13 protein-coding genes, 1 tRNA gene and 1 pseudogene are annotated in these 24,137 nt (G+C 55.1%); 11 read left to right on the forward strand and 4 right to left on the reverse strand.

The features are described 5' to 3' along the window. The first annotated feature begins 610 nt into the window (after positions 1–610). Complete coding sequence (locus tag P8S54_RS04815; RefSeq protein WP_281443445.1) at positions 611–1,783, forward strand: RNA-guided endonuclease TnpB family protein; 1,173 nt, start codon at positions 611–613, stop codon at positions 1,781–1,783. On the opposite strand, the gene P8S54_RS04820 is transcribed toward P8S54_RS04815, so the two are convergent. Then, entirely contained in the window at positions 1,780–1,998 is a 219-nt protein-coding gene (locus tag P8S54_RS04820) for a hypothetical protein (RefSeq protein WP_281443446.1), read from the reverse strand. The two genes, P8S54_RS04815 and P8S54_RS04820, sit on opposite strands and share 4 nt — an antisense overlap. Positions 1,999–2,073: 75 nt before the next feature. On the opposite strand from P8S54_RS04820, the gene P8S54_RS04825 reads away from it, so the two are divergent. Further along, the gene (locus tag P8S54_RS04825; protein WP_281443447.1) at positions 2,074–3,636 is read left to right on the forward strand and encodes an ATP-binding protein; all 1,563 of its coding nucleotides are present in this window, start codon (positions 2,074–2,076) and stop codon (positions 3,634–3,636) included. Between the two features lie 215 nt (positions 3,637–3,851). Here P8S54_RS04825 and P8S54_RS04830 read toward each other — a convergent pair whose 3' ends face one another. Beyond that, positions 3,852–4,589, reverse strand: a complete 738-nt coding sequence (locus P8S54_RS04830; protein WP_281443448.1) for a transposase — start codon at positions 4,587–4,589, stop codon at positions 3,852–3,854. A gap of 199 nt (positions 4,590–4,788) precedes the next feature. On the opposite strand from P8S54_RS04830, the gene P8S54_RS04835 reads away from it, so the two are divergent. The 3 genes and pseudogenes from P8S54_RS04835 to P8S54_RS04845 all read left to right on the forward strand — a co-directional run bounded on the left by P8S54_RS04835 (position 4,789) and on the right by P8S54_RS04845 (position 6,326). Beyond that, positions 4,789–5,721, forward strand: a complete 933-nt coding sequence (locus tag P8S54_RS04835) for an IS30 family transposase (RefSeq protein WP_281443449.1) — start codon at positions 4,789–4,791, stop codon at positions 5,719–5,721. Next, positions 5,675–6,177: pseudogene (locus tag P8S54_RS04840) on the forward strand (DUF4143 domain-containing protein); the annotation flags it as partial. The gene P8S54_RS04835 and the pseudogene P8S54_RS04840, both read left to right, overlap by 47 nt. A gap of 72 nt (positions 6,178–6,249) precedes the next feature. Further along, positions 6,250–6,326: transfer RNA gene (locus tag P8S54_RS04845), tRNA-Arg, on the forward strand. Between the two features lie 53 nt (positions 6,327–6,379). Here P8S54_RS04845 and P8S54_RS04850 read toward each other — a convergent pair. Together P8S54_RS04850 and P8S54_RS04855 are read right to left on the reverse strand one after the other, a co-directional pair. After that, on the reverse strand, positions 6,380–7,327 hold the full coding sequence (locus P8S54_RS04850) for an AEC family transporter (protein ID WP_281443450.1): 948 nt from the start codon (positions 7,325–7,327) through the stop codon (positions 6,380–6,382). A gap of 74 nt (positions 7,328–7,401) precedes the next feature. Beyond that, positions 7,402–9,411: a diguanylate cyclase gene (locus P8S54_RS04855; protein WP_281443451.1), complete on the reverse strand. Its 2,010-nt coding sequence runs from the start codon at positions 9,409–9,411 to the stop codon at positions 7,402–7,404. Between the two features lie 303 nt (positions 9,412–9,714). Between P8S54_RS04855 and P8S54_RS04860 the strand changes: the two genes are divergently transcribed. From P8S54_RS04860 to P8S54_RS04885, 6 genes are read left to right on the forward strand one after another with little or no spacing between them, the layout of a single operon-like run. Further along, on the forward strand, positions 9,715–11,724 hold the full coding sequence (locus P8S54_RS04860; RefSeq protein ID WP_281443452.1) for a capsular polysaccharide biosynthesis protein: 2,010 nt from the start codon (positions 9,715–9,717) through the stop codon (positions 11,722–11,724). Between the two features lies 1 nt (position 11,725). After that, on the forward strand, positions 11,726–12,961 hold the full coding sequence (locus tag P8S54_RS04865; RefSeq protein ID WP_281443453.1) for a capsular biosynthesis protein: 1,236 nt from the start codon (positions 11,726–11,728) through the stop codon (positions 12,959–12,961). After that, positions 12,958–13,788 carry an SDR family NAD(P)-dependent oxidoreductase gene (locus tag P8S54_RS04870; protein ID WP_281443454.1) on the forward strand — a complete coding sequence of 277 codons (831 nt, stop codon included), beginning with the start codon at positions 12,958–12,960 and terminating at the stop codon, positions 13,786–13,788. Before P8S54_RS04865 ends, P8S54_RS04870 begins: the two co-directional genes overlap by 4 nt. 1 nt (position 13,789) lies before the next feature. Further along, entirely contained in the window at positions 13,790–15,445 is a 1,656-nt protein-coding gene (locus tag P8S54_RS04875) for an LTA synthase family protein (protein WP_281443455.1), read from the forward strand. Further along, a complete protein-coding gene (locus P8S54_RS04880; RefSeq protein ID WP_281443456.1) occupies positions 15,442–22,803 on the forward strand; it encodes a type I polyketide synthase in 7,362 nt (2,453 codons plus the stop codon). Before P8S54_RS04875 ends, P8S54_RS04880 begins: the two co-directional genes overlap by 4 nt. Next, positions 22,800–24,134: an aminotransferase class I/II-fold pyridoxal phosphate-dependent enzyme gene (locus P8S54_RS04885; RefSeq protein WP_281443457.1), complete on the forward strand. Its 1,335-nt coding sequence runs from the start codon at positions 22,800–22,802 to the stop codon at positions 24,132–24,134. The genes P8S54_RS04880 and P8S54_RS04885 overlap by 4 nt, the downstream gene beginning before the upstream one ends. Positions 24,135–24,137: the final 3 nt, after the last annotated feature.

Genomic DNA, 24,137 nt, shown 5'->3' on the forward strand with positions numbered 1-24,137 from the left:
GCAACACTCAATGCGTTGCTTTTATAACAACACTTACAACTATCTGGAGTGTGTGACCGCTGTAATCCTCAGACGGCGTAGGGTAAGTGAGGTGTGAGCTGCAGCTGCAGTTTTGATGCTTGAGCAATGTGTTAGCGCCTACGCCACAACAGCTTGATGTAACCTGCACGCATTCAGCAGCAGCGCACTTATCGCATCACCTAGTTTTCTTACATCGTGACAAGCAGCGACAAATCGCTTTAGCAACAAAGAGTATATACGTAGGCTTCGACGGTACCTTTCTTAGCAAGCGTCACTGTTGTACGCAGACGCTAGTATTCAACACCCTCGAAATCATCCAGGGCCTCCCAGTGTTTCGACAAGCTCTCGGACACACGCCACGGCCGCTGAACTGGTCAAGAAAGGCGTAGACCCAAGGAACAGCGCGCATCTGAAAAAGCCCACATTCTAGCCGCATGGACAATGCAGGATGTTTTTAGCAAAAATCCGCGTAAACCCTCGCCCGATTGAGGGCGGGGATACAAGCGGGCAGCGCGCTAGCGCTGCAGGGGTTGTAGTGTCGTATTTATCTGGCACTATACATTCATACAGTCAACGAGTTGAAGCCGTTGTGTTAACAGCCACCAAAGTACGCATCTACCCCACCCCCGAACAGGCTGATTTCTTGAATCAGCAATTCGGCGCGGTGCGGTTTACGTACAACAAGGCACTGCACATTATCAGCTCGCAGTACAAGCGCCATGGCACCAAGCTGCGCGCTAAGAAAGACCTCAAGCCGTTGTTGGCGGTGGCGAAGAAGTCTCGCAACTACCACTGGCTCAAAGCGTTTGATTCTATCGCACTGCAACAGGCATGCATTAACCTGGATCGCGCCTTCCAGAACTTCTTCAGCCCCCAGTTAAAAGCCCGCTACCCTCGCTTTAAGCGCAAGCACGGTAAGCAATCGAGCTATCACTGTACCAGCGTTAAAGCGGGTGACGACTGGATCAAAGTGCCGAAGCTCACGCCGATTAAGGCGCGGATTCATCGACAGATCACGGGCGATCTCAAAAGCATCACGCTGACCCGTACCCCCACGGGCAAGTATTTTGCCTCGTTGCTGGTCGAGGACGGTGTAGAGGCAGCCGCACCGCTGCAAACGGTGGAGACGGTGCTGGGGGTCGATATGGGCTTAACGCATCTGGCCATCGACTCCACTGGCCGCAAGGTCGCCAATCCTCGCTTCTTGAAGCTGGCGTCTGCCAACCTACGCCGCAAGCAGAAAGCGCTTTCACGCTGCCAGAAAGGCAGCAAGCGCCGTGCGAAAGCGCGGCTAATGCTCGCCAAGGCGCATGAGCGGCTGGCGAATGCGCGTGCTGACTTCCAGCACAAACTGTCTCGACAACTCATTGACGACAACCAAGCGGTGGTGGTCGAGACACTGAGCGTGAAAAACATGCTCAAAAACCGCAAGCTGGCCAAGCATATTGCCGATGCCAGTTGGAGCAGGTTGATCGAAAAACTGGCGTATAAGGCGAAGCAGCAAGGCAAGCATCTGGTCAGAATCGACCAATGGTTCGCCAGCTCCAAAACCTGCGCGGGCTGCGGCCACAAAGTCGAACAAATGCCCCTCAGTGTCCGCACCTGGGATTGCCCAAGCTGTGGCACAAAGGCGATTGACCGTGACGTAAACGCCGCGATCACTATTCGCCAGCAAGGCATTTTAAAATTAAAGGCGGAAGGGCTGTCCGTCTCTGCCCATCGAGGCCTGTGTAAGACCGGTCACGCACCGGCTGCGGCCTAAGACGTGGGAAGCCTCACCCGTGGTTGCGTAGCGACGTAGGGTGGGGAGCAGTCACCCGCTGGATTGAGCACTACCAACAGCAACCGGGCCGCAACAAGCCCCCCACCGTCAAAACGGTAGCTCAACAGCATGGGCGTTGGTGCCGCCACCTTGCCCCCGGCTGGCTGATTTTTATCAATAAGCGCGAGCAGTGCCGCTGCAAAAAAACGGAGCATCTGACGTGCAACCTGCCCTTATCGCCACCATGCTAAACTGCCCTGTGATTGATCGGTTCAGCCTTGGAGGCCAGCATGCCATCTGCTCATCGTCGTAAGTTGCCCATTGGTATTCAAACGTTCTCGGATATCCGTGAAGGCGGTTATTACTACGTCGATAAAACGCCGTTCATTGAGAAGCTGGTTAACCAAAACAAGTATTACTTTCTTTCCCGACCACGCCGCTTTGGTAAAAGCCTGCTGTTGGATACCTTGGGCTGCCTGTTTGAGGGGCGCGAAGCGCTGTTTGACGGGTTATATATACACGATAAGTGGGACTGGCAGCAGCGCTACCCCGTGGTGCGCTTAAGTTTTGGCAGCGGTGTGATGCAGAACCGCCAAGAGTTGGATGTACGCATTCGTGAGCAGCTGCGCACCGAGCGAGAGCGTTTGGGGCTAGCGCTCGATCACAGTACAGATATTGCCGGTGAGTTTGCACACCTGATACGCGAGGCACACGCCAGCAGCGGTCAACGGGTCGTGGTACTGATCGATGAGTACGACAAGCCGATTCTGGATAACATCCTAGATACTGAGTGCGCCCGCGGACTGCGCGAGGGGCTAAAAAATCTGTATAGCGTGCTCAAAGATGCCGACCCACACCTGCATTTTGTGCTGCTCACCGGCGTTTCCAAGTTCAGCAAAGTCAGTCTCTTTTCAGGGCTAAATAACCTGCGCGATATCACCCTTTCATCAGACTATGCCGCCATCTGCGGCTACACTGACCACGATGTGGATACGGTATTTGCCCCCGAGCTACCCGGCCTTGACCGTGACGATATCCGCCGCTGGTACAACGGTTACCGCTGGGGTGGGCAAGAAGTCTCCAGCGTCTATAACCCTTTTGACGTTTTGTTATTGCTCGAAGAGCGTAAATTTAGCCCTTACTGGTTTGAGAGCGCTACCCCCACATTTTTGGTGGATATGCTAAAAAAGCGCGGCGTGTTTACGCCTGCGTTAAGCCAATTGCAAACCGAAGCTGAGTTGTTAGGCCGCTTTGATGTCGACCATATCGCAACCGAAGCACTTTTATTCCAAACGGGCTACCTGACGGTGCACTCGGTAGAAGAGCCCATGACCGGCTACTGGCTCTATACACTGGGCTACCCGAATCATGAAGTGGAAACCAGCCTTAACCAAGCGTTGCTACCAATACTTGGCGTAGCATCGCCCCCTAGAGAGCGGCTAACGCTGTTTCGTCTGCTGCAGGCGCACGACCTTGCAAGCCTAGAAACCCACCTTAAAGCCCTTTATGCGGGTTTACCCCACGACTGGTATCGCAACAACCCAATCGCTCAATATGAAGGTCATTATGCCAGCGTGTTTTACAGCCACTTTGCAGCGCTTGGCGTCGGCGTAACTGTCGAAGACGCTAGCCACCACGGTAAGGTAGATATGAGCGTCGACTTTAACGACCATATTTATCTGTTTGAATTTAAAGTGGTGGAACAGCTGCCAGTAGGCAAAGCGCTGGAACAAATCAAAGCCAAGGGCTATGCCGATAAACACCGTGCAAGCGGCAAACCGATTCATTTGATAGGTGTAGAGTTTTCAAGCGCTCAGCGGCAAATTGTAGCGTTTGAGATAGAGACATTATAGCGCTTGCGAAGGATATGCCTTTGCGTCGGCGGTGATGCATAGACAACGTATGCCGTTAACGACCAAGCAGTATAGCGCCTTTACACTTCTGTGCCGCACAGTTTGACCTCCTCCCCTCCTTCGCGCTTGAGCGTCTCAGGAAGAGGATTCCCTTGCGGGTGATCGCCGGTCGCCCAGTGAACTGGTTCCTGCTGCTGACGGCCTTACCGCACCGTTTACTTCACAGGCGCAACGGGCAGATCCTGCCCTGATAACTGCTCATGTGCCCGAGCCAGCATGTTCCTGGCCCCCACCACATCGGCGTGAGCCGTGTTGTCGCAGGCCAAACACGCGAACTGAGCGCGGGTTTTGCGATTGTCCGCATGAACGTGGCCGCATTCGGGGCAGGTCTGGCTGGTGTGGTGAGCTGGCACGGCGATTAGCAGTCCGCCTCGCCAGGTCTGCTTGTAACTGAGCTGGCGCCGGAACTCGAACCAGCCTTGGTCAAGGATCGCCTTGTTCAGCCCCGCCTTCTGCTTCACCTGCTTGCCCTGTGCCGCCAAAGTGCCCTTGGCGGAGGCCGACATGTTGCGCACCCGAAGCTCCTCGACGGCCACCATGGCGTGGTTGTTGCTGATGGCGGTCGAGAGCTTGTGTAGGGTGTCGCGGCGAACATTGGCGGCTTTCTGGTGCAGCCGGGTGATGCGGGCCTTCTGTTTCTTCCAGTTCTGAGAGAACTTGCGCTTGAGTCGGCGCTGCGCCGCGGCGATACGCTGCTCAAGCTGCCGGAAGCTGTTGCGGCCCGCATAGGAGGTACCATTGGAGTCCACGGCGAAATGCGCCACGCCCATGTCTAGGCCAACCGTCGAAGTGGCCGGGTGCCGAGGCGACTCAGCCACCTCGATCTCCATTTGAAAGCTGATGTGCCAGTGGCCACTGTCCCTGCCCAACGTGCAGCTTTTAACGGTGCCCACGACCGGACGCGATTAATGCACAAGGCGTCCTGCGGACGCCGCGCTATCCATCTCCACCCAATGCGGTGGCTTGGATGGAGTATTCCGCGCTTATAGACCTGAATTCATCGAACAACTGCAGCACTTTGGATCATACGGTAGAGGCAGGAGGGCCAGCAGCGGTACCCTCTCCGCCTTACCGACCAAAGTGAAGCAGAGTATGGGATACCGACAACTGACCCAGGCACAACGATATCAAATTTTTGCCCATAGGGATGTAGGATTGAGCCAACGTCAGATTGCTCAACAGCTTGGCATTCACAGCAGTACCGTGAGCCGTGAGCTGAGACGTAATTCGGGGGCCAAGGGATACGAACCCGCACAAGCGCAGCGTTACAGCGATCAGAGACGCCGCTCTGCCTGGAAGTGGACAAAGCGACTCCCTAGCCTGATCAATGATGTAGCTGACAGGCTTAGGGAAGAATGGAGTCCAGAGCAGATTAGCGGTTTTATGGCGCCGTTGACGGGGATAGGGGTGAGTCATCAATGGGTCTATTCGTTGATCTGGGACGATAAGGACAAGGGTGGCAATTTGTGGCGACATCTCCGCCAGCCCAAGCGTCGCAGTAAACATCGCGCCCATGCCAAAAGTGCAGGACTCGGCAAGATTCCTAAGCGTGTGGGGATAGAGCATCGGCCGCCTGCTATCGAAAAGCGCCTCACCATCGGTCACTGGGAAGGCGACACGGTGCTTTATGGGCATAAGCAAGCGGGGATAGTGACGTTGGTAGAGCGGCGAAGTGGCTACTTGTTGGCGGCACGTCTGCCAAAGGTAACGGCAGAACTAACGCAGAGAGCCATGGTTCGTTTACTTAAGCCTCGTCGGGGCACGGTGAAGACGATCACGCTAGACAATGGCTCGGAGTTTGCAGACCACGAGACGGTCGCAAAAGCGGTTAGCGCCTCCGTGTATTTCTGTGATCCTTACTGCTCAGGCCAGCGTGGGACAAACGAGAACACCAACGGCCTGATCAGGCAGTATTTTCCGAAAGGTACAAACTTCCGGAAGGTGACTAATGCAGAGCTGCGACGCATTGTTCACAAGCCATTGGTTAACATGCTGCCGACTGGCCTTGGCGAACTACCCCACTGAAGGTAAACCAAGATCACCTCTGGCGGCCTATAAAAAAGCGAATATGGTGAAACTATTTCTGTTTGATGTTGGGCTGCCCAACCACATGTTGGGTAGCAGTTACAAAGAGCTCAAACAACAAAACTATGAGTACAAAGGGTATGTGGCAGAAAATTTTGTGCAACAAGAGTTCACGGCCATTGGCGTCGATCCAAACTATTCGTGGAATGACGCACGCGCCGAAATTGAATTTATTTTAGCAACGGATGAAGGGGCATTGTCCCAGTCGAAGTCAAAAGTGGGAAACGCACACGAGCCAAATCACTGGCGTCCTACATCGAAAAATGCTCACCAAACAAAACATTTAAGTTAACGGGCACACAGGGTTCCTCAGCCCTAGCGCAAACCAATATTGTGATGCCCCTTTACTATACCCAGTTTTTACCGCAGAGGATCGAGTTGGAGAGTGGCAGCTAGACCCCACCAAACTCCCATAAACCGATGCGGTTGGCCGTGGCACTGTGACGCGCTATACTACGCGCGCCATAAGTCCCTGTAGCTCAGTAGGATAGAGCAGCCGCCTCCTAAGCGGCAGGTCGCAGGTTCGACTCCTGCCAGGGACGCCATGCAATTGACATCCTCCGACCACTGAACTCTCTGATTTAGTGGTCGGAGGATGTCAAATCCACCCCAAAAGGCGCAAAGCAAATATACCTGCCGTTACTGTAATGCTCGCCATCAGTGTGGTGATGGCAATAATGTTCGCCGCCAGGGCTACATTGCCGTTGATCGCTTTCACCATAACGAAGCTTGCAGCGGCCGTGGGGCTGGCAAAGAATAAGAACAGCAGGCCTAACTGCTCCCCAGAGAAGCCCATTAACCATGCCGCCAGCGTAGAGGCAAACGGCAGAATGATCATTTTCATGCTGCTGGCACTCAACGCAACTTGGCTCCCTACACGAATGCTGGCCACTGAGAGCGTTGCGCCAATGCAGATCAATGCAAGTGGCAAGGTTAACGAGGCAAAATAATCTCCCGAAGTGATTACCCAGCTGGGCAAAGGAATCGAGAAAGCAGTAAATGGCAGCGCCGCAAATACGGAAAGAATGAGCGGATTGGTGGCAATATGCTTAAGAATGCTTCGCCAGTCGGTGGATTGCCCGGGCTGGTAAGCCGCCAACGCAATCACTGAAAGCGCGTTATACATAATGATGACCACGCCTAGCAACAAGCTGCCCGCCGAAAGCCCGTAATTACCGTACATCCCCGCCGCTAGCGCTAAGCCAACGACACCGCAGTTTCCGCGAAAAGCGCCTTGGACATAAATACCCCTTTCGGCTCTAGGTACTCGGTAATGCGCCCACCCCCAGCTAAATGCAAATTGCGCTAACGTGGCGACGGCAAAAAAGAGCAGCAGCGGCACATCCAGCGCGACGCTCAAGTCTGCTTTAATCAAGCTTAAGAATATAAGAGTAGGGAGTGTTCCTTTGAAAACTAATGTTGAGGCCGTAGCAACAAAGGCGCTATCAATCCACCGCAAACGCTTTAAGCCAATACCAATAAAGACCATGGCAAAGACGGGCAGCGTGACGTCCAGCGTGCGGGAAAATAGCGCAAGTAGTTCCACAAAGGTACTCTCAGTCTAATAAGCAGCTGCTTATACTCTACCGATAACAAGCATTTGTCGACATCCGAGCGCGGTTAAAACAAGGGGGCGCTATCTTCAGCCGGCACCCGCAAAACCACGCTGTCACGCCCCAGTCCTTTGGCTTCATAACTAGCGGCATCTGCTCTGGCAAGCGCATCGTCAAAACTTTCATCGTTCTCGTCGAAGCGAGTAACACCGATACTCAGCGTAACCGTGTACTCTTTACCTTCTTGGTTTACCGCTATCTCACTGACTGATTGACGCAGAGACTCCGCGATTTTCTCTGCTTGACTGATAGTGCAACTTGGCAGAAGAACAGCAAACTCATCTCCTCCCTGGCGCGCCACATGGTCGCTTCGGCGCACTTCCCACGCCACCACCTGAGCAATCCGGCGAAGCATTTCATCACCTAGCGCATGACCACCTTCGTCATTGATAGGCTTGAAATGGTCAAGATCAAACATCAGTAGTGCTGAAGGTGTGCTGGTTTTCTGGAAATCAGCAAACGCCTCTTCAAGACGGCGCTCAAACCCTCGACGATTGAGCAAGCCGGTTAGCGGATCATGCTCAGCCTCCCAACGCTGAAGAGCCTCTTGCTGACGGCGCTCGGTAATATCCTTAACCACCCCGACCAAACCCAGCGAATGGCCACCCTGGGAAAGCATCACCACCCGTGCATGAACATCCAACCAAAGCGTTTCTCTATCGCTACGAATAAACCGCAGTTGACGTACAAAGTCGCTGCCAGACTTAAGGCTATGGCGCCACATATCCTCAGCGCCATCCAGGTCATCAGCATGTATTTGCTTTAACCATGCCGCCATTGGGGTACCCGAAGAAATACCCAATATTTCCAATAACGCGGGATTCATATAGGTAATATTGCCGCCAAAGTTGGCGACAAACATACCCTGGGGAGAAGCATTCAGAACCGAATCCAAGAAGGCCTCGCGCTCTTGCAAATTACCAACAAGCTGCTGGCGCTCGTCCTCTACACGGTTGAAGGTAACTGCCACCTGCTGAAGCTCTTGCATCGTCGTAGCAAGGCTAACATGGTCACGACGCCCACGCCCCACCTCACCGATCTGTGATTCTAATTGATTCAAAGGGGTCAGAATACGTGCCAGCAACCACCATAAAAACGGCATCATCAGTATCGCAAGCACGACCCAGATCCACCATAGTCTGTGGATGAATCCTATGAGTGGGAACTCAGCTTGCTCGACAGGCAGAAACAAACCCACTACCCAACTGGCGGGCCATATCTGCGCGTACGATTGCAGGCTCAGCCGTCCATCAATGAGTGTTTCAACCCCATCCCCTTGCCAACCATCAAGCGCTAATTCCAGCAAGGGATTGCCCACCAAGTTAGGTATAGGAGCGTTTATTAAGGCTTTATTAGGATGGTATAAAATTTTACCCGAAGACGTCGCTACGGCAGCAAACCCTAGTTCACCTAACCGCACCTTAGCCAAGCGACCAAATAAACCACCAGCATCTAAGCTTACTACCCCCCCAATAAAGCCAATAAACTCTCCTTCTGAATTTTTACGAGGCACACCCACCAGCACTAAAGGCATATTGCTGGCTCGTCCAACAAAGGGTTCGCTCACATAGGGCTGACGCGTCCCTTGCAGCATTTTAAAATATTCAAGTGAAGCCGTTTCCAGCCCCCTTCTACCTTCTACCCTGGGCCAATCCGCTATAATCCGCCCTTGGCTATCAGAAATAACAATACCCTCAAACCATGATAACAACGCGTCGTTTTGGCTAAGCGTAGCATCCAGAGCGTCAACGTCTTCATTTGTTGCCAGCAATTGATTTAAACGCTCAAGCGCTTGGAAACGTTGATCAACCTGATGAGTTATTTCATCAGCAAGAAGGTTGGTCTCGTAGCGCAAATGCTCCATGTTCGTTTCATACAGCATGTTCTTACCTACCTGCCACGCCATACCCAACACCAACGCCGCCAGCAATAAGAGCGCACAAGAAAGCCCCAGCAGTAGCCGACCTTTTAACGAACGCAAAACAGTAAATTTGTTAGCTAAACGGGCTAAAAGCACCGATTGTTCCTTTCACAATCCATTTTCCCTGACACTAAACGCTTCCATTAGTACCACATGAGATACCCCTCACCACATTACAGACGAGGAACTTACCAAAAAGGACACCCGCACGCGCGTTGAAAAACAATCTAGATTAGGCAAATTGTCTGGGTTAGGCAATTTGCCCTGCTCGGCACCGCCGCAACCCTCAGCTTTGTATACAATCATCGCCGGTGCCATTTTGACACAATTGATAAGCACAGCCATTTCACGTATGTTCGCCGGCTACTCCTTTGAGCTTATTTATAAGCGGCAGCCCCAATGGCGAAACGTACAGCTGGCTATACTTCAAATGGCATCCGCAAAATTTCTGCACTTGCTGAATTTCTGCCTGAGTTTGAGCATTTTTCGCGTATAAGCGGGGTTAAACCAAAACCTGATGCGGTTATTGGTTGGGGGCTTAAACCCACCAGCAAACGTGCCCGTCATTATGCTAAACGCTATGCGCTTCCTTATATTGCGTTGGAAGATGGTTTTCTGCGTTCTTTAGGACTCGCACCCGATGGGTATCAACCTCATAGTATGATCGTTGACCATACCGGGATCTACTATGATGCTTCACGCCCCAGTGACTTAGAGAACTGGCTAAACAGCGCCACGTTTGAGTTCGAAGAGCTTGAGCTAGCCCGTCAATGCATAGCGCTAATAAAGCGCTACCGGCTATCAAAATATAACCATGCCATCGACCAGCCAATTGATAGTAGCGCACAGGTTTTAGTGGTAGATCAAACTGCGGGCGATGCCTCTATTCATCATGGCGGTGCTAGTGCAGAAAGTTTTGAACAGATGCTCAAGCAGGCATTAAGCGACCACCCAGATGCCGAGATATTAGTCAAAGTTCATCCTGACGTGATTGCTGGCAAAAAACAGGGGCATTTAGCAAATGCAAAAAACCATCCTCGCTGCCGCCTAATTAGCCAAAACATCAACCCATGGGCCCTATTTGATCAAGTTGATACCGTTTATGTAGTGACCAGTCAGCTAGGCTTTGAGGCATTGCTAGCCGGCAAGCAGGTTCACTGTTTTGGCTTGCCCTTCTACGCCGGCTGGGGGCTAACGAAAGATCAGCTGCACTGTACCCGGCGGCGCGTAAAACGCAGTTTAGAAGAAGTGTTTGCCGCAGCCTATCTACGCTACACCCGCTACGCTAACCCCTACACGGGCAAGGCCGCTACGCTAGAAGAGACGATCGCACTTATCGCTGATCAAAAGCGTCAGCAAGAACGACTGCGCGGCCAATGGTTCGCCTGCGGCTTCTCCTTCTGGAAACGGCGTTTTATCAGCCAGTTTTTAGGGCCTGCTGCGGTTGTCCATTATCAAAAAGAGCTACCTGTCACACCTATCGCAGGCTCATCTTCTGCACAATTTTTGGTGTGGTCCAGCCGAATCAATGAAGACTTTAAGGCCCGCTACCCGCATCACCTTGACCAGCTAGGGCGCATGGAAGATGGCTTTATTCGCTCGGTGGGCTTGGGTGTCGATCTCACCCAGCCGCTCTCTTTGGTTATTGATCGCCAAGGGATCTACTACGATCCAAGCCAACCCAGTGAGCTAGAGACGCTGCTTAACCAAGCGGAGTTCAGCGATGACCTATTAACGCGGGCCGCTCAGCTACGCGAACGCTTAGTGGCGTTAAAGCTCTCGAAGTACAACGTGCCCGGCCAACAGGATATTACACTGCCCGCCAACCAGCAGGTTATCTTGGTACCCGGCCAAGTTGAAAGCGATGCTTCTATTGCCACCGGCTCGCCGGAAATACGCACGAACAGCGCCCTGCTAAGCGCAGTAAGAGAAGCACACCCCACTGCCTTCATTGTTTATAAAGCGCATCCCGATGTTTTGAGCGGCGCTCGAATAGGCACACTCGATACCAACGCTGAACGCCTGTATGATTTGGACGCCAGCCATATCGACATTACCGTGCTTTTGGAGCGCGTTGATGCGGTGCATACCATGAGCTCGCTCACCGGCTTTGAAGCGCTACTACGCGGCCGTCATGTATGCACCTACGGTCTGCCGTTTTATGCGGGCTGGGGGTTAACAACGGATGCTATGCACTGCCCAAGGCGTCAGCGCGTCTTAACACTCAACGCGCTAGTGGCAGGAACACTTCTGCTGTATCCAAACTACGTTGACCCACGTTCCCGTCAGCTTTGTAACGCTGAAACCGTCGTAAGCCTGTTGGAACAGGCCAGATCACAAAAACATAGTCTTACATGGAAGCAGCGTCTGTATCGCGGCTATCGTAATTTACTGATTGGAAGCCATTGAGTTGAAGCCAAAGCGCGCATTTTTATTTCTACAAGGCGTTTGCTCGCCCTTTAATCAACGTTTGGCGCGTAGACTAACCGATGACGGCCACCGCGTAGTCAAAGTCAACTTCAATGCTGGGGACATGGCCTACTGGCAACGCACCCATGGTCATAGCCACTTATTTCGCGACCCGCTAAGCGAACTCCCAGCATTTATACAGTCACTCTGGCAGCGTTACGCGATTACCGATCAAATCGTTTTTGGCGACCGACGCCCAGTCCACCGCCCAGCCGTTGATCAAGCAGCTGATGCAGGGGTACGTACCCATGTGTTTGAAGAGGGCTACTTTCGCCCTTTTTGGATTACCTTAGAGCGCGAAGGAGTGAACGGTCATTCACTGCTGCCTCGCGACCCCAGCTGGTTTTACGAAACCGGAAAAAAGCTGCCTGAACTCCCACCGCCGGTACGCTTTCGCTCATCGTTTAAAATCCGCGCGATGCACGATGTTGCCTATCACTTGGCAGGCCTAGCTAACCCCCTGATAGCGCCGCGCTACCGCAACCATGCGCCCATTACCGCGCCGGTTGAGTACGCGGGCTATATCAAGCGCTTTACGCTACTTAAACAGTGGAAAAAGCGCGATGCGAAACGCATCACATCACTTATCGAAAGCGGCAAACCCTATTTTATGCTGCCGCTTCAGCTCAATACTGATGCACAAATTCGTGACCACTCGCCCTATGCCAATATGAAAGAGGTGATGGATCACGTCATGGGCTCGTTTGCCGAACATGCCCCCAGTGATGCACTGCTGTGTATCAAAAATCATCCCCTGGATATGGGCTTAGTCAATTACCCTAAAATTATCGAAAAGCTGGTGGATTTTTACGGCCTGCAGGGGCGCATTGTTTATTTAGAGTCTGGCGACCTCAATCCGCTCATCAAGCACGCGGTAGGCACCGTGACGGTTAACAGCACCGTGGGCATTGTTTCTCTTGAAAAACAGTGCCCCACCTTTGCGCTGAGTGACCCCATCTATAATTTAGCGGGACTCACTTATGAAGGTTCGCTGGAAGAGTTCTGGCACCAGCCTCCGGCCCCCAACCCCACGCTGTTCGGCTATTTCCAAAACACGGTGATGCATGCCGCACAAGTGAATGGCGGGTTTTACTGTCAACCGAGCATTGATTTAGCCGTGGACAACTCAGCGCGTATACTTGAAGCCTGCCCTTCACCGTTGGAGAAGCTGCTTTGAGCACTGGCCAATCATCACCCCCCTCGGCTACCGAGATCTCTGCCCGTGCAGTTCAGCAACGCTGTGTCTTAATTACCGGTGCCACGGGGGCGATTGGAGGCGCGCTGGCGAAGGTCTATGCCACACCCGACACCCATCTTGTACTGCATGGCCGCCAACAGCACACATTGGAAGCACTTGCCGCGGAGTGTCGCATGGCAGGCGCAAAAGTAACGCTCTCATCGGTCAGCCTGACCGATGATACTGCCCTTAAAGCATGGTTAACCGCATTATCGGTTGATCAGGTGCCAGATATCGTCATTGCCAACGCTGGCAAAAACACGCACCCCACTCACGAGGGCGGGCTGGAGCCCTGGGACGACGTTCAAGCGCTATTAGATATCAACCTAAAGACGCCGATTGCCATGACCCAGCACTTGGTACCGGCGATGCAAGCACGAGGCAGCGGTCAGCTTGTGTTTATCAGCTCCCTGGCAGGCTGGCATGGCTTACCCACCACGCCCAGCTACAGTGCTAGCAAAGCAGGCATAAAAGCCTATGGCGAAGGCCTGAGAGGCTTGTTGGCGCCTCACGGTATCGGAGTCACAGTGGTCATGCCAGGCTATGTCACCTCTCCCATGAGCGAGGCAATGCCCGGCCCTAAACCGTGGGAGTGGTCACCCCAGCGCGCAGCAAATAAGATTGCCCGTGGCATCAATGCCAATCGCGCCCGGGTGAGTTTCCCTTTCCCGCTTAATTTCGGCACCTGGTGGCTTGCGGTGCTACCTGCAGGCATTTCCCAATGGCTGGTAAAGCGTTTTGGCTTTCACCACACAGGAGGCAGTTAACATGCAGGCCTCTTTTACACTTGCTTTAATAGCCCCCCTAACGGCAGGCCTGCTAGGCAGCTTGTTATGTGAAGCACTGCTAAAGCCTCGTCCGCGCCCCTTCTGGCAGCGTGGCATTGCCGCCAGTAGCATCCATGTAGGCAGCTGGCTGCTGCTGTTTGGCTTATTCACCTTACTATTACAGCGCCCCTGGTTTGCAGTGGTGTTTATTTTGTCGCTTCAGTTGGTCATCGTGCAGTCCAGCAATACCAAGTCCCGCACGCTCAATGAGCCTTTTATTTGCCACGATTTTGAGTATTTTTGGGACGCGATTCTTCACCCAAGGCTTTACGTGCCATTTTTTGGTATTGGGCTTGCGATTGCCGCCAGCAGCGCTGGTGCGGTTGCGATTGGCAGTTTTCTTTACTTCGAGTCTTCGCTACTCAGCCAGTGGAGCGGCGCTAGTTTTTTACTGGCGACATTCGGCATAGCCGCTTTAGGTGCACTATTGGTGGGGGCTGGGCTATATAAACTACCGTCGGTTAGCTTGGCGCCGGCTGCCGATCTCCATAGCCTGGGACTTTATTCCAGCCTGTGGGCCTACGGCAGTGCGCTCATGCGCTCGTCACCTCCTGCAGCGGCCTCTTCGCCCTTTAGTGCCATCGCAAAGCACCAGAAGCCTGCAGCAGATCCGCAAATGGCCGCAGGGTCGCGCGCACCTGATAACGCTGCCCTGCCTAACGTAGTGTTGGTGCAGAGCGAGTCGTTTTGCGACCCGCGCCCTTGGTGCCCTGAGGTTGCTTCCACCCTGCTAACGCATTTTGACGCCACCCGCGCCGAGGCCATTCAGCACGGCGACTTAGAGGTTCCCGCTTGGGGTGCTAACACAGTGCGAACCGAGTGCGCAGTGCTTACCGGGCTTGCGCCAGAGACCTGGGGCGCTCGTCAATTTAACCCTTACCGCACCCTTACACGGCATCCGCTGCCAAGCATCGCCAGCGCGTTTAAATCTCAGGGTTACCGCACCGTCTGCATACACCCTTACCCGGCTACCTTTTACATGCGTGACCAGGTTTTCCCCAAACTTGGCTTTGATACATTCATCGATGTTAGCGAATTCGACAGCCACGATAAGCACGGCCAATATATTAGTGACCGCGCGGTGGCACGAAAGATTGGACGCCTGCTTGAAGATGACGATAATAGGCCGCTATTTCTATTTGTCATTACCATGGAAAATCACGGCCCACTGCATTTAGAAGCACCTGATGAGGCACGGTTGGCCGCTACACTGCCAAACGCTGCTTGGCCGCTGCCAGAATACTTACGCGATCTAGCGGTCTATTTGCACCACTTAGGTGAAGCTGACCAAATGCTAGGCAGTGTTAAAACAGCGCTAAACTCAGTCGCTAGACCTGGGCTGTTAGGGTGGTACGGTGATCATGTGCCGATACTGCCCGCGGCTTACGCGCACTATTCACTGCCTACAGGCAGTACGCCTTACATGCTATGGTCGACAGATTTAGTAGGGCAAACACCCAGTCCAGCGCCTGCTGGGCATGCGCCACAGAAGATAGTCGCCAACGAACTTGGCGTCCGGCTATTTAAACAAGTGTTTGGACGCGATATAAGTAACGATGTGATCAAGGCAGAACCAGAACCTCAGGAGCAAGAATGACTAAACGCGTTGCCATTATCGGCGCCGCCCATCGTTTCCCCGGCACCACCCCTGAAACGTTCTGGCAGGACCTGCAAGCCGAAAAAGACCTCGTCACCCAAGTGGCTCCAGATCGCTGGAGCCATGATGCCTACTGGCACCCAGACAAACGCCACCCTGGCACCAGCGTGACCTTTTCCGCTGGTAGCCTTGGTGACATCAGCGGGTTTGACGCAGCGTTTTTCGGCATCTCGCCACGTGAAGCGGCGAATATGGATCCCCAGCAGCGCATGCTGCTGGAGCTTGCTTGGGAAGCCATGGAAAGCGCGGGCATAGTCCCTAACAGCCTACGCGGCAGCCAGTGCGGAGTGTTCCTGGGCGTCGCCAGCCTCGATTACTCCTACCGCATGGCTGACGACATGGGGGCCATTGACGCCTCTACCGCCACGGGCAACACCTCAAGCATTGCCTCGAACCGGCTCTCTTATGTGTTTGATTTACACGGCCCCAGCATGTCGCTGGATACTGCCTGCTCGTCTTCAATGGTGGCGTTTCACCAAGCTTGCCAGTCAATCCGCAGCGGCGAAACCACCATGGCACTGGCAGGCGGCATTAGCCTACACCTGCACCCCTACGGTTTTATTATCTTCTCCAAAGCCAGCATGCTCTCGCCAACCGGACGCTGCCAAGTCTTTGATGACGCAGGCGACGGCTACGTGCGCTCAGAAGGTGCCGGGCTGTTTTTGCTGAAAGACTACGACCTTGCCGTGGCCGATGGCGACAATATCCTGGCGGTTGTAGCAGGCTCAGCCGTCAATACCGACGGTCACAAATCCGGCCTAACAGTGCCCAACCCCAGCGCCCAGATTGATTTAATGCGCCGCGCCTACGAGCAGGCGGGCATCTCACCGGACGAGATCGATTATCTGGAAGCCCACGGCACCGGCACCGCCGTTGGCGACCCAATAGAGACCCGCGCGATTGGCGAAGCGTTAGGCAAACACCGCAAAACGCCGCTGCTGATTGGCTCGGTGAAAAGTAACGTTGGCCACCTGGAAACAGCCTCAGGGGTGGCTGGGCTTGCCAAGGCGCTCTACAGCCTGCAGCACCGTGAAGTGCCCGCCACTATCGGCATTCGCAAGCTCAACTCGCGCATCAAATTTGATGAGTGGAATATCAGCGTTGTTACCAAAGCCCAACCACTTAAGCCACAGGGTCGCTTAGTCATTGGGGTTAACTCTTTTGGCTTTGGCGGCGCTAATGCCCACGTCATTTTAGAAAGTGCGCCGGAAAAAAACACGGTACCTAGCCACACCTCTGCTGACGCACTACCTATCCGACTTAGCGCCCGCAGCCAAGAAGGCTTGGTTGCCAATGCCCAGGCCTTAGCAGCCTACCTGCGCGACAGCGAGCACTCTTTTTACGATATCGCCCACACGCTGTACCACCACCGGGAGCAGCACACCTTCGGTGCGCTCTACTTTGCCCACACGCCCACCGACGCGGCGGACGCCCTGAGCCAGTTTGCAGAAGGTGAGGAAGCAACAGCGGGTCAAGAAAACTCAGTCACCACCCTTGAGCGCTTAGCTGACGCTCGCGGACCGGTATTTGTTTACGATGGTAACGGCTGCCAATGGGAAACCATGGGCCACGATCTGTTGGAAAGTGACACCGTATTTAGCAGTGCCATTGATCGCGTTGATAGCCTGTTCCAGCAGTACGGTGATTTCTCCCTGCGCGACGAGCTAGCCGGTCGATATCAGCTTGATGACGCAGAGGGCCGTTTTGCCCGCACAGAAATCGCCCAGCCTGCTCTCTTTGCTTTACAAGTAGCGCTTACCGAATGGTTGCGCGCCCAGGGCATCATCCCAGCAGCGGTGTTTGGCCATAGTGTTGGCGAAGTAGCAGCGGCCTGGGCATCCGGAGCGCTTAGCCTGGAAGACGCGGTAAAAGTCATCTACTACCGCAGCTACTACCAAGGTAAGACCCGTGGCCTGGGTGAGATGAGTGCGGTAGCCATGAGCGCCGATGAGATCGCACCCTGGTTGGAAAAACCCGAGTATCAGCAGATTAGCCTGGCAGGCATCAATAGCCCGAAAGGCATCACCTTAGCAGGTGATCGGGATCAGCTAAGCGCGCTTGAAGCCGCCCTCAGCGACCAGGACATTTTCGCTAAACGGCTACCGCTTGATTACGCCTTCCATAGCCCGGCCATGGACAGCATCGAAGCGGACGTCGTTGAGGCGCTGGCGGATATTTCTCCCCAGACGACCCAGATTCCTTATATCTCCACCGTTACCGGCACCACCAGTGAAGGCAGCGCCCTCGGCGCCCACTACTGGTGGCTCAACATCCGCGAACCGGTGCTGTTTGATAACGCCGCAACTGTGCTGATGGAGCAGGGTTTTAACGTCTTTGTGGAAGTGGGCGCCCATCCTATTTTGCGTCGTTATCTCAACGAATCTTTACGCCAGCAAGAGCGTGATGGTTTGGTAGTGGGCACTATTGAACGCCACAAGCCTGGCCATGAAGGGCTTAACCGCTGCCTAAGCCAGCTGCTGCTCAGCGGCCTACGCCTGGATAGCCGCCGCTTTTTCCCGGTGGAAGGCCAGCGCGTACTACTTCCCCGCTACGCGTGGCAGCGTACCCATTACTGGGTGCAGGGCACCAACGATGGTCAAAACTTACTACTGCGCTATTACCAACACCCGCTGCTGGGCTACCCGCTAGCTCAGCAAGAGCACACCTGGGAAAGCCAGCTGGACACCAAACGCCAGCCCTGGCTTGCTGACCACGTGGTCGGCGAAGGCGCTGTTTTCCCCGGTGCAGGCTTTGTAGAGCTAACACTTGCGGCCGCGCTGCAGCAAAAAGACACCCCGCTGCTGGATATTGAAGAGCTAGAAATTCGCGCTCCGCTGCTGCTCGACGGCCCCAATGGCCGTACCATGCGCCTTACCCTGAACCCAGACGACGGCCGACTGGCGATACACTCTCGGGAACCCGCTACAGGCACCGAGTGGCAGCTAAACGCCGTGGCCCGTCGCATGCGCGAAAGCCGCGGCTTCTTACTCAGCCGCCAAGCGCCAACGCTCCCCACTCGTGCCCCTGACTACGCGTTGGACGAGCACCTGCAAATGGCCGAACGGATTGGGCTGCACTACGGCCCTGCGTTCCAGGCGATTAGCCGTGGCTGGATTGAAGGCGATAGCGTCATTGGGGAAGTATATCTTTCGGAGGTGATGCAGGGCCAGTTGGACACGCTTCACGTCCACCCAGGCATTCTGGACAGCGCTTTTCAGATGTTCATCCCACTGTTGGCACAACACAGCGAGTTTGCCGCTCAGCTCGCTTTTGTGCCGGTGCGCGTTGGTCGCATCCAGGTCAATGCGGAAGCTGGCGTACCCGTGGTGGCCCGCGCAGTGATGGGTAAGCGCGCGCCCCACTCGTTTACCGCCGATTTCGAACTGTTCGACGCCGCAGGCAACGCAGTGGCCGTGCTTAGCGAAACGCGCTTTAAGGCGATTCGTCTTAACCGTGCCCACCACCAGCACTTCAGTTATTTGGATGTGGAGCTAACGCCTGCGCCGCTTGATGCTGCAACGCTGGCACTACCCGCCGAGGCGCTCAGCCGTTTAGCAGGGCTAAGCGACGCGTATGCCCACCAAACTGGGCAGCGTTACGCCCAGGAAGTCGCCCCGCTACTCGATAGCCTGAGCGAAGCGTTTGCCCAGCAAAACAGCGAACAGGCGACAGATGAGAATGAACAGCTGACCCCCGACATCATTTGGCAGCTGTTGGTGCAAGACTACCCAGACTACTTTGCGCCCATTCACCTAGTGGGCCGCTTAGGCCTCCATCGGGAGCAGTTAACTAACGGTAGCGCTGAGCTTGAAAGCCTGGGCATTACAACCGAGCATCTCGCCGGTATTAACCGAGTGTTGATCGGCGAGAGCGGCTGGCAGGTGCTGGCCACCGAGCTTGGGGCGCTAATGGAAGCGACCTTAGCTACGCTACCTACTGGTCAGCGACTGCAGCTACTGGAAGCTGGCCCCTGCGCACCAGCCTTAGGCCAGCGCCTCTTAGAGCAGCTTGCCAACGCACGGCATATTGCTAAAGACGCACACCACTACCGCGCCATAACCACCAGTGACACCGCCCGCCACCAAGCGGAGCAGCTGCAAGAGCGCTTCCCGCTGATGGACATCCAGCCACTGGAAGACACCCTTCCCCTGCTTGCCTGCGCAGAAAAAGCTCAGCTTGCCTTTATCAGTGTGGATGTGACCCAGCCCGAACGCACGCGGCAGCTGATTGATGCCCTGCCCGCTCAGCTTTCCCCCGGCGCCCAGGTCATGGTGGTGGGTATTTCCCCCAGCCGCTGGCTGGACGATGTACTGGCAACCCCCGGTATCGACCAAACGGCTCTTGAGCAGAGCACCCTTAGCGACTGGCTGAATAATCAAGGGTTCAGGGTATCCCCGCCTATCGCGTTGGAAGAGGGTGATACAGGCGCCTACCTGCTGCATGCTCAATACACGCATGCTGAAAAACCAACCGCGTCGCCGCTACCAGCCGCGCGCCACGTGGTGGTGGCAAACCACGCGCAAGAAGCACTCGCCACCCAGCTGGCTGCGCAGCTAGACGAGCTGTCTGGCACTGCCAATGCTTGGTTGCGCATCAGCGACGCCACTCCGCAGGCTCTGCTTAATGAGGCGCTTGCTGAAAATAATGAGCTATTCACTGTACTGAACGTGATCGACCTGCGCGGCCTAGGGGCAGCGACCACCGCCGCCCAAACCCAGCGCTGCCATAGCGCGCAGCAATGGTCACTGGCGTTAGAAGCTAGCGGGCTTGAAGGGCAAGGTAGCCGTGTCACGCTCTGGCTACCCACCCAAGAAGCCAGCACCAGTGACGACGCTGCGCTATGGGGTTTTGGTCGCTCGCTGGCGAACGAAGCGGTTGGTCATCTGGTAACGCTTATCGACGTACCCTCAGCACCCAGTGCAGCTGCCCTTGCGACCTTTGCTGCCTCGGTGACGACGCCGGATAACGAAAACGAGCTGGTGATTACCCAAGCAGGCACGCGCTTGGCTACCCGCCTACGCACGCTGCCCGCACCCCATCCGCTCCACGCTCAGGAAGCCACACCGCACCAAGCGATGACCCTGGGCTTTGCCTTACCCGGCCAACTACGCCAACTACAGTGGCGGCCTCGCCCGCTACCCGCTCTCGGGGCGGATGAGGTGGAAATTCGCGTCAAGGCCACCGGGCTTAACTTTCGGGATGTGATGTACACCCTGGGGCTTTTGTCTGATGAGGCGATCGAGAATGGTTTCGCCGGGCCAACCCTGGGGCTTGAGTTCTCAGGTGACGTCATCGCTGTCGGTGAAAATGTTAGCCATGTGGCGCCAGGTCAAGCGGTGGTTGGCTTTGGCCCAGCAAGCTTTAGTGACCGGCTGATTGCTAGTCAGCACGCCGTGGCGCCGCTGCCCGACGGCATTAGCTACGCCGCAGCGGCGACCATTCCCACCACGTTTTTTACGGTGTACTACGCGCTGAAGCACCTAGCGCGCCTAGAACCCGGCGAGAAAGTGTTGATTCACGGCGCCGCAGGCGGCGTAGGGATTGCCGCGCTGCAAATTGCCCAGTGGCTGGGTGCGGAAATTTACGCCACGGTGGGCTCTGAAGAGAAGCGCGACTTCCTGCGTTTAATGGGGGTCGAGCACCTTTACGACTCCCGCTCGCTCACCTTTGCCGAAGAGATTTTGCAAGACACCCAGGGCGAAGGCGTGGATATCGTGCTTAATTCCCTGGCCGGCGAAGCCATTAACCAAAACCTTCGCGCCCTGCGCCCCTTTGGACGCTTTTTAGAACTCGGCAAGCGCGACTTCTATGAGAATACTCATATTGGCCTGCGTCCGTTCCGCAACAACCTCAGCTACTTCGGCATCGACTCCGACCAGCTGATGAAAGTGCAGCCTGCGCTTACCCAGCGCTTGTTCGGCGAAATGATGGCGCTGTTTAACGACGGCACGCTTAGCCCGCTGCCGTTTACCGCCTTCAGCCACAGCCAAGTGATTGACGCCTTCCGCTACATGCAGCAAGCGCGTCAAATCGGCAAGGTCGTCGTGACCTATGAGCAGCCCATCGCCCCGCCTAAGAACGAGGTGCTGGGTACCGCTGCCATGCAGCTACCGGCACATGCCAGCTATTTGATAACCGGCGGACTCGGCGGTTTTGGCCTTAAAACGGCGCAGTGGTTAGTAAGCAAAGGCGCGCGCCAGTTGATTCTGCTTAGCCGCAGCGGACCAGCCAGCGAAGAGGCCCAGGCAGCCATTAGCGAGTTTGAAGCCCAAGGGGTCACGGTGCTTGCCACCGCCTGCGATATCACTGACCGCGACGCACTTGCCAAGGTACTAGCCCGCGCCCAGCACGAGCTTGCTCCGCTTCGCGGGATTGTGCATGCCGCCACGGTGATTGATGATGGCTTGATTCGCAATTTGGATGCCACGCGTATTCAAAACGTACTGGCCCCCAAAATTGAAGGTGCGCGCCACCTGGATGCCCTTACCCGTGAAGCCGAGCTGGATTTCTTTATCCTCTACTCCTCAGCCACGACGCTGTTCGGCAACCCAGGCCAAGCCAACTACGTTGCTGCCAACCACTGGCTTGAAGCGTTTGCTGCCCGCCGCCGCGCCGAGGGCATGCCTGCTACCTGCGTTCGCTGGGGGGCAATTGAAGACGTGGGCTTCCTGGCGCGCAACACCCGCACACGGGACGCCCTGCAAGAGCGTTTGGGCGGCTCTGCCCTGCGTTCCGACGACGCTTTGAAGGTCCTGGAGCAAATGTTGATCACCCCAGGGGCAAGCCTAGGCGTGCTTGAACTTGAGTGGGGAGCCCTGGCACGCTTCCTGCCCACCGCTAACGCACCGCGCTTCACAGAAATTGCCCGTGCCAGCGACGATGATGGCAGTGTTGATAGTAATGACGACATCAGCGCTCTGCTTGCCGACCTTTCGCCTGAAGAGCTGCACAGCACGGTGACGGATCTTCTACGTGCCGAACTAGCCAGCATTCTGTTGATCGACGAAGAGAAGATCGACGTTAACCGCTCGGTATACGACATGGGCTTCGACTCGCTGATGGGCGTTGAGCTCATGACAGCTATCGAAAATCGGCTAGGAGTTCAGGTACCCGTGATGGTGCTCAGTGAAGCGTCTACCTTGAACAAACTGGCAGGCGTATTGATACAAAAACTGCACCAGCACGATGATGATGTTGAAGAGGCGCCACAAGATGCGTTAGCCTCTCTGGCCGCTCGCCATGGAGCGGACGGGCTCACCCATGAGTCAGCTTCATCACCTGTGACCGAGACACCATGACCGCCAAGCGCTCTGAACTGAAACGACAACTGCTGGAACAGGCCCGTAAACGCCCGACCCCACGTGCCGCCAGCGCATCGACACCTTCTAACAATGGGGTAGAGGGTGCTCGTTCAGTTCCCGAGCGCTTTACACGGTTCGACGCTCACCCTGGCTATCAGCAGCTTGCGATGATGCGCCAGGGAGCTGAGCAGCTCGGGTTGGTAGATCCCTTCTTCAAAGTACATGATGGGCTTGCCGGTGCCACGAGCAGTATTCACGGCCATACCTGCATCAACTTCGCCAGCTATAACTACCTGGGTTACTCTGGTGACCCACGCGTTGTGCAAGCCGCGTGCGATGCAGCCACGCACTACGGCACGTCGGTTTCTGCCAGCCGCGTTGTCTCTGGCGAACGGCCTATCCATGGTGAACTTGAGCAAGCTATCGCCCATACCTACGGCGTGGAAGATGCGGTTGCCTTTGTAAGCGGCCACGCCACGAACGTCTCAACCCTGGGTTATTTGCTTGGCCCAAAAGACCTGGTACTCCACGATGAGTACATTCACAACAGTTCATTAGTAGGCGCTCAACTCTCTGGCGCCAAGCGCATGTCGTTTAATCATAACGACCCAGAGGCGTTAGATGCCCTGTTAAGCCGCCACCGCCACCAGTTTGAGCGGGTGATCGTGGTTATTGAAGGGCTTTACAGTATGGATGGCGACATCCCCGACCTACCCCGCTTTATTGCGCTAAAGCAGCGTCATCAAGTGTGGTTAATGGTGGATGAGGCGCACTCGTTTGGCGTAATGGGTGACACCGGTCTAGGACTGCGGGAGCACTTTGCCATTGACCCAACCGAGGTGGATATTTGGATGGGTACCATGAGCAAAACGCTTTCTGGGTGCGGCGGCTACATTGCTGGCAACAAAGCGCTAGTCGAAACGCTGCGCTACTTCGCGCCCGGCTTTTTGTACAGCGTTGGCATGCCGGCTCAAGTTGCAGCTCCCTCGTTAAAAGTGCTGGAGCTGATGCAGCAAGAGCCCGAGCGAGTGACTCAGCTACAATCGATTTCCCGCTATTTTTTAGAGCAGGCACAGGCGCGCGGCTTGGATACCGGCCATAGCATTGGTTCGGCAGTAGTGCCGGTGATTGTGGGAAGCTCGCCGCTGGCAGCACACCTCTCTCATGCGTTGCTTGAACAGCATATCAACGTGCAACCTATCCTTTATCCGGCCGTGCCGGAAAAGAGCGCCCGATTACGTTTTTTCCTATCCTGCGAACATACCCAGGAACACATTGACACGACCCTAGATACACTTGTTACCCTGCTTTCTAATCACAAAAGGTAATGA

Origin of the sequence: Halomonas sp. M1 (assembly GCF_029581375.1) — a bacterium.
GTDB lineage: Bacteria > Pseudomonadota > Gammaproteobacteria > Pseudomonadales > Halomonadaceae > Vreelandella.

Bases quoted from the DNA above. Each gene is read 5' to 3' on its own strand.
- P8S54_RS04820 (WP_281443446.1), bottom strand. From the start codon at position 1,998: ATGCTCCGTTTTTTTGCAGCGGCACTGCTCGCGCTTATTGATAAAAAT.
- P8S54_RS04825 (WP_281443447.1), top strand. From the start codon at position 2,074: ATGCCATCTGCTCATCGTCGTAAGTTGCCCATTGGTATTCAAACGTTC.
- P8S54_RS04835 (WP_281443449.1), top strand. From the start codon at position 4,789: ATGGGATACCGACAACTGACCCAGGCACAACGATATCAAATTTTTGCC.
- P8S54_RS04860 (WP_281443452.1), top strand. From the start codon at position 9,715: ATGGCGAAACGTACAGCTGGCTATACTTCAAATGGCATCCGCAAAATT.
- P8S54_RS04875 (WP_281443455.1), top strand. From the start codon at position 13,790: ATGCAGGCCTCTTTTACACTTGCTTTAATAGCCCCCCTAACGGCAGGC.
- P8S54_RS04880 (WP_281443456.1), top strand. From the start codon at position 15,442: ATGACTAAACGCGTTGCCATTATCGGCGCCGCCCATCGTTTCCCCGGC.
- P8S54_RS04885 (WP_281443457.1), top strand. From the start codon at position 22,800: ATGACCGCCAAGCGCTCTGAACTGAAACGACAACTGCTGGAACAGGCC.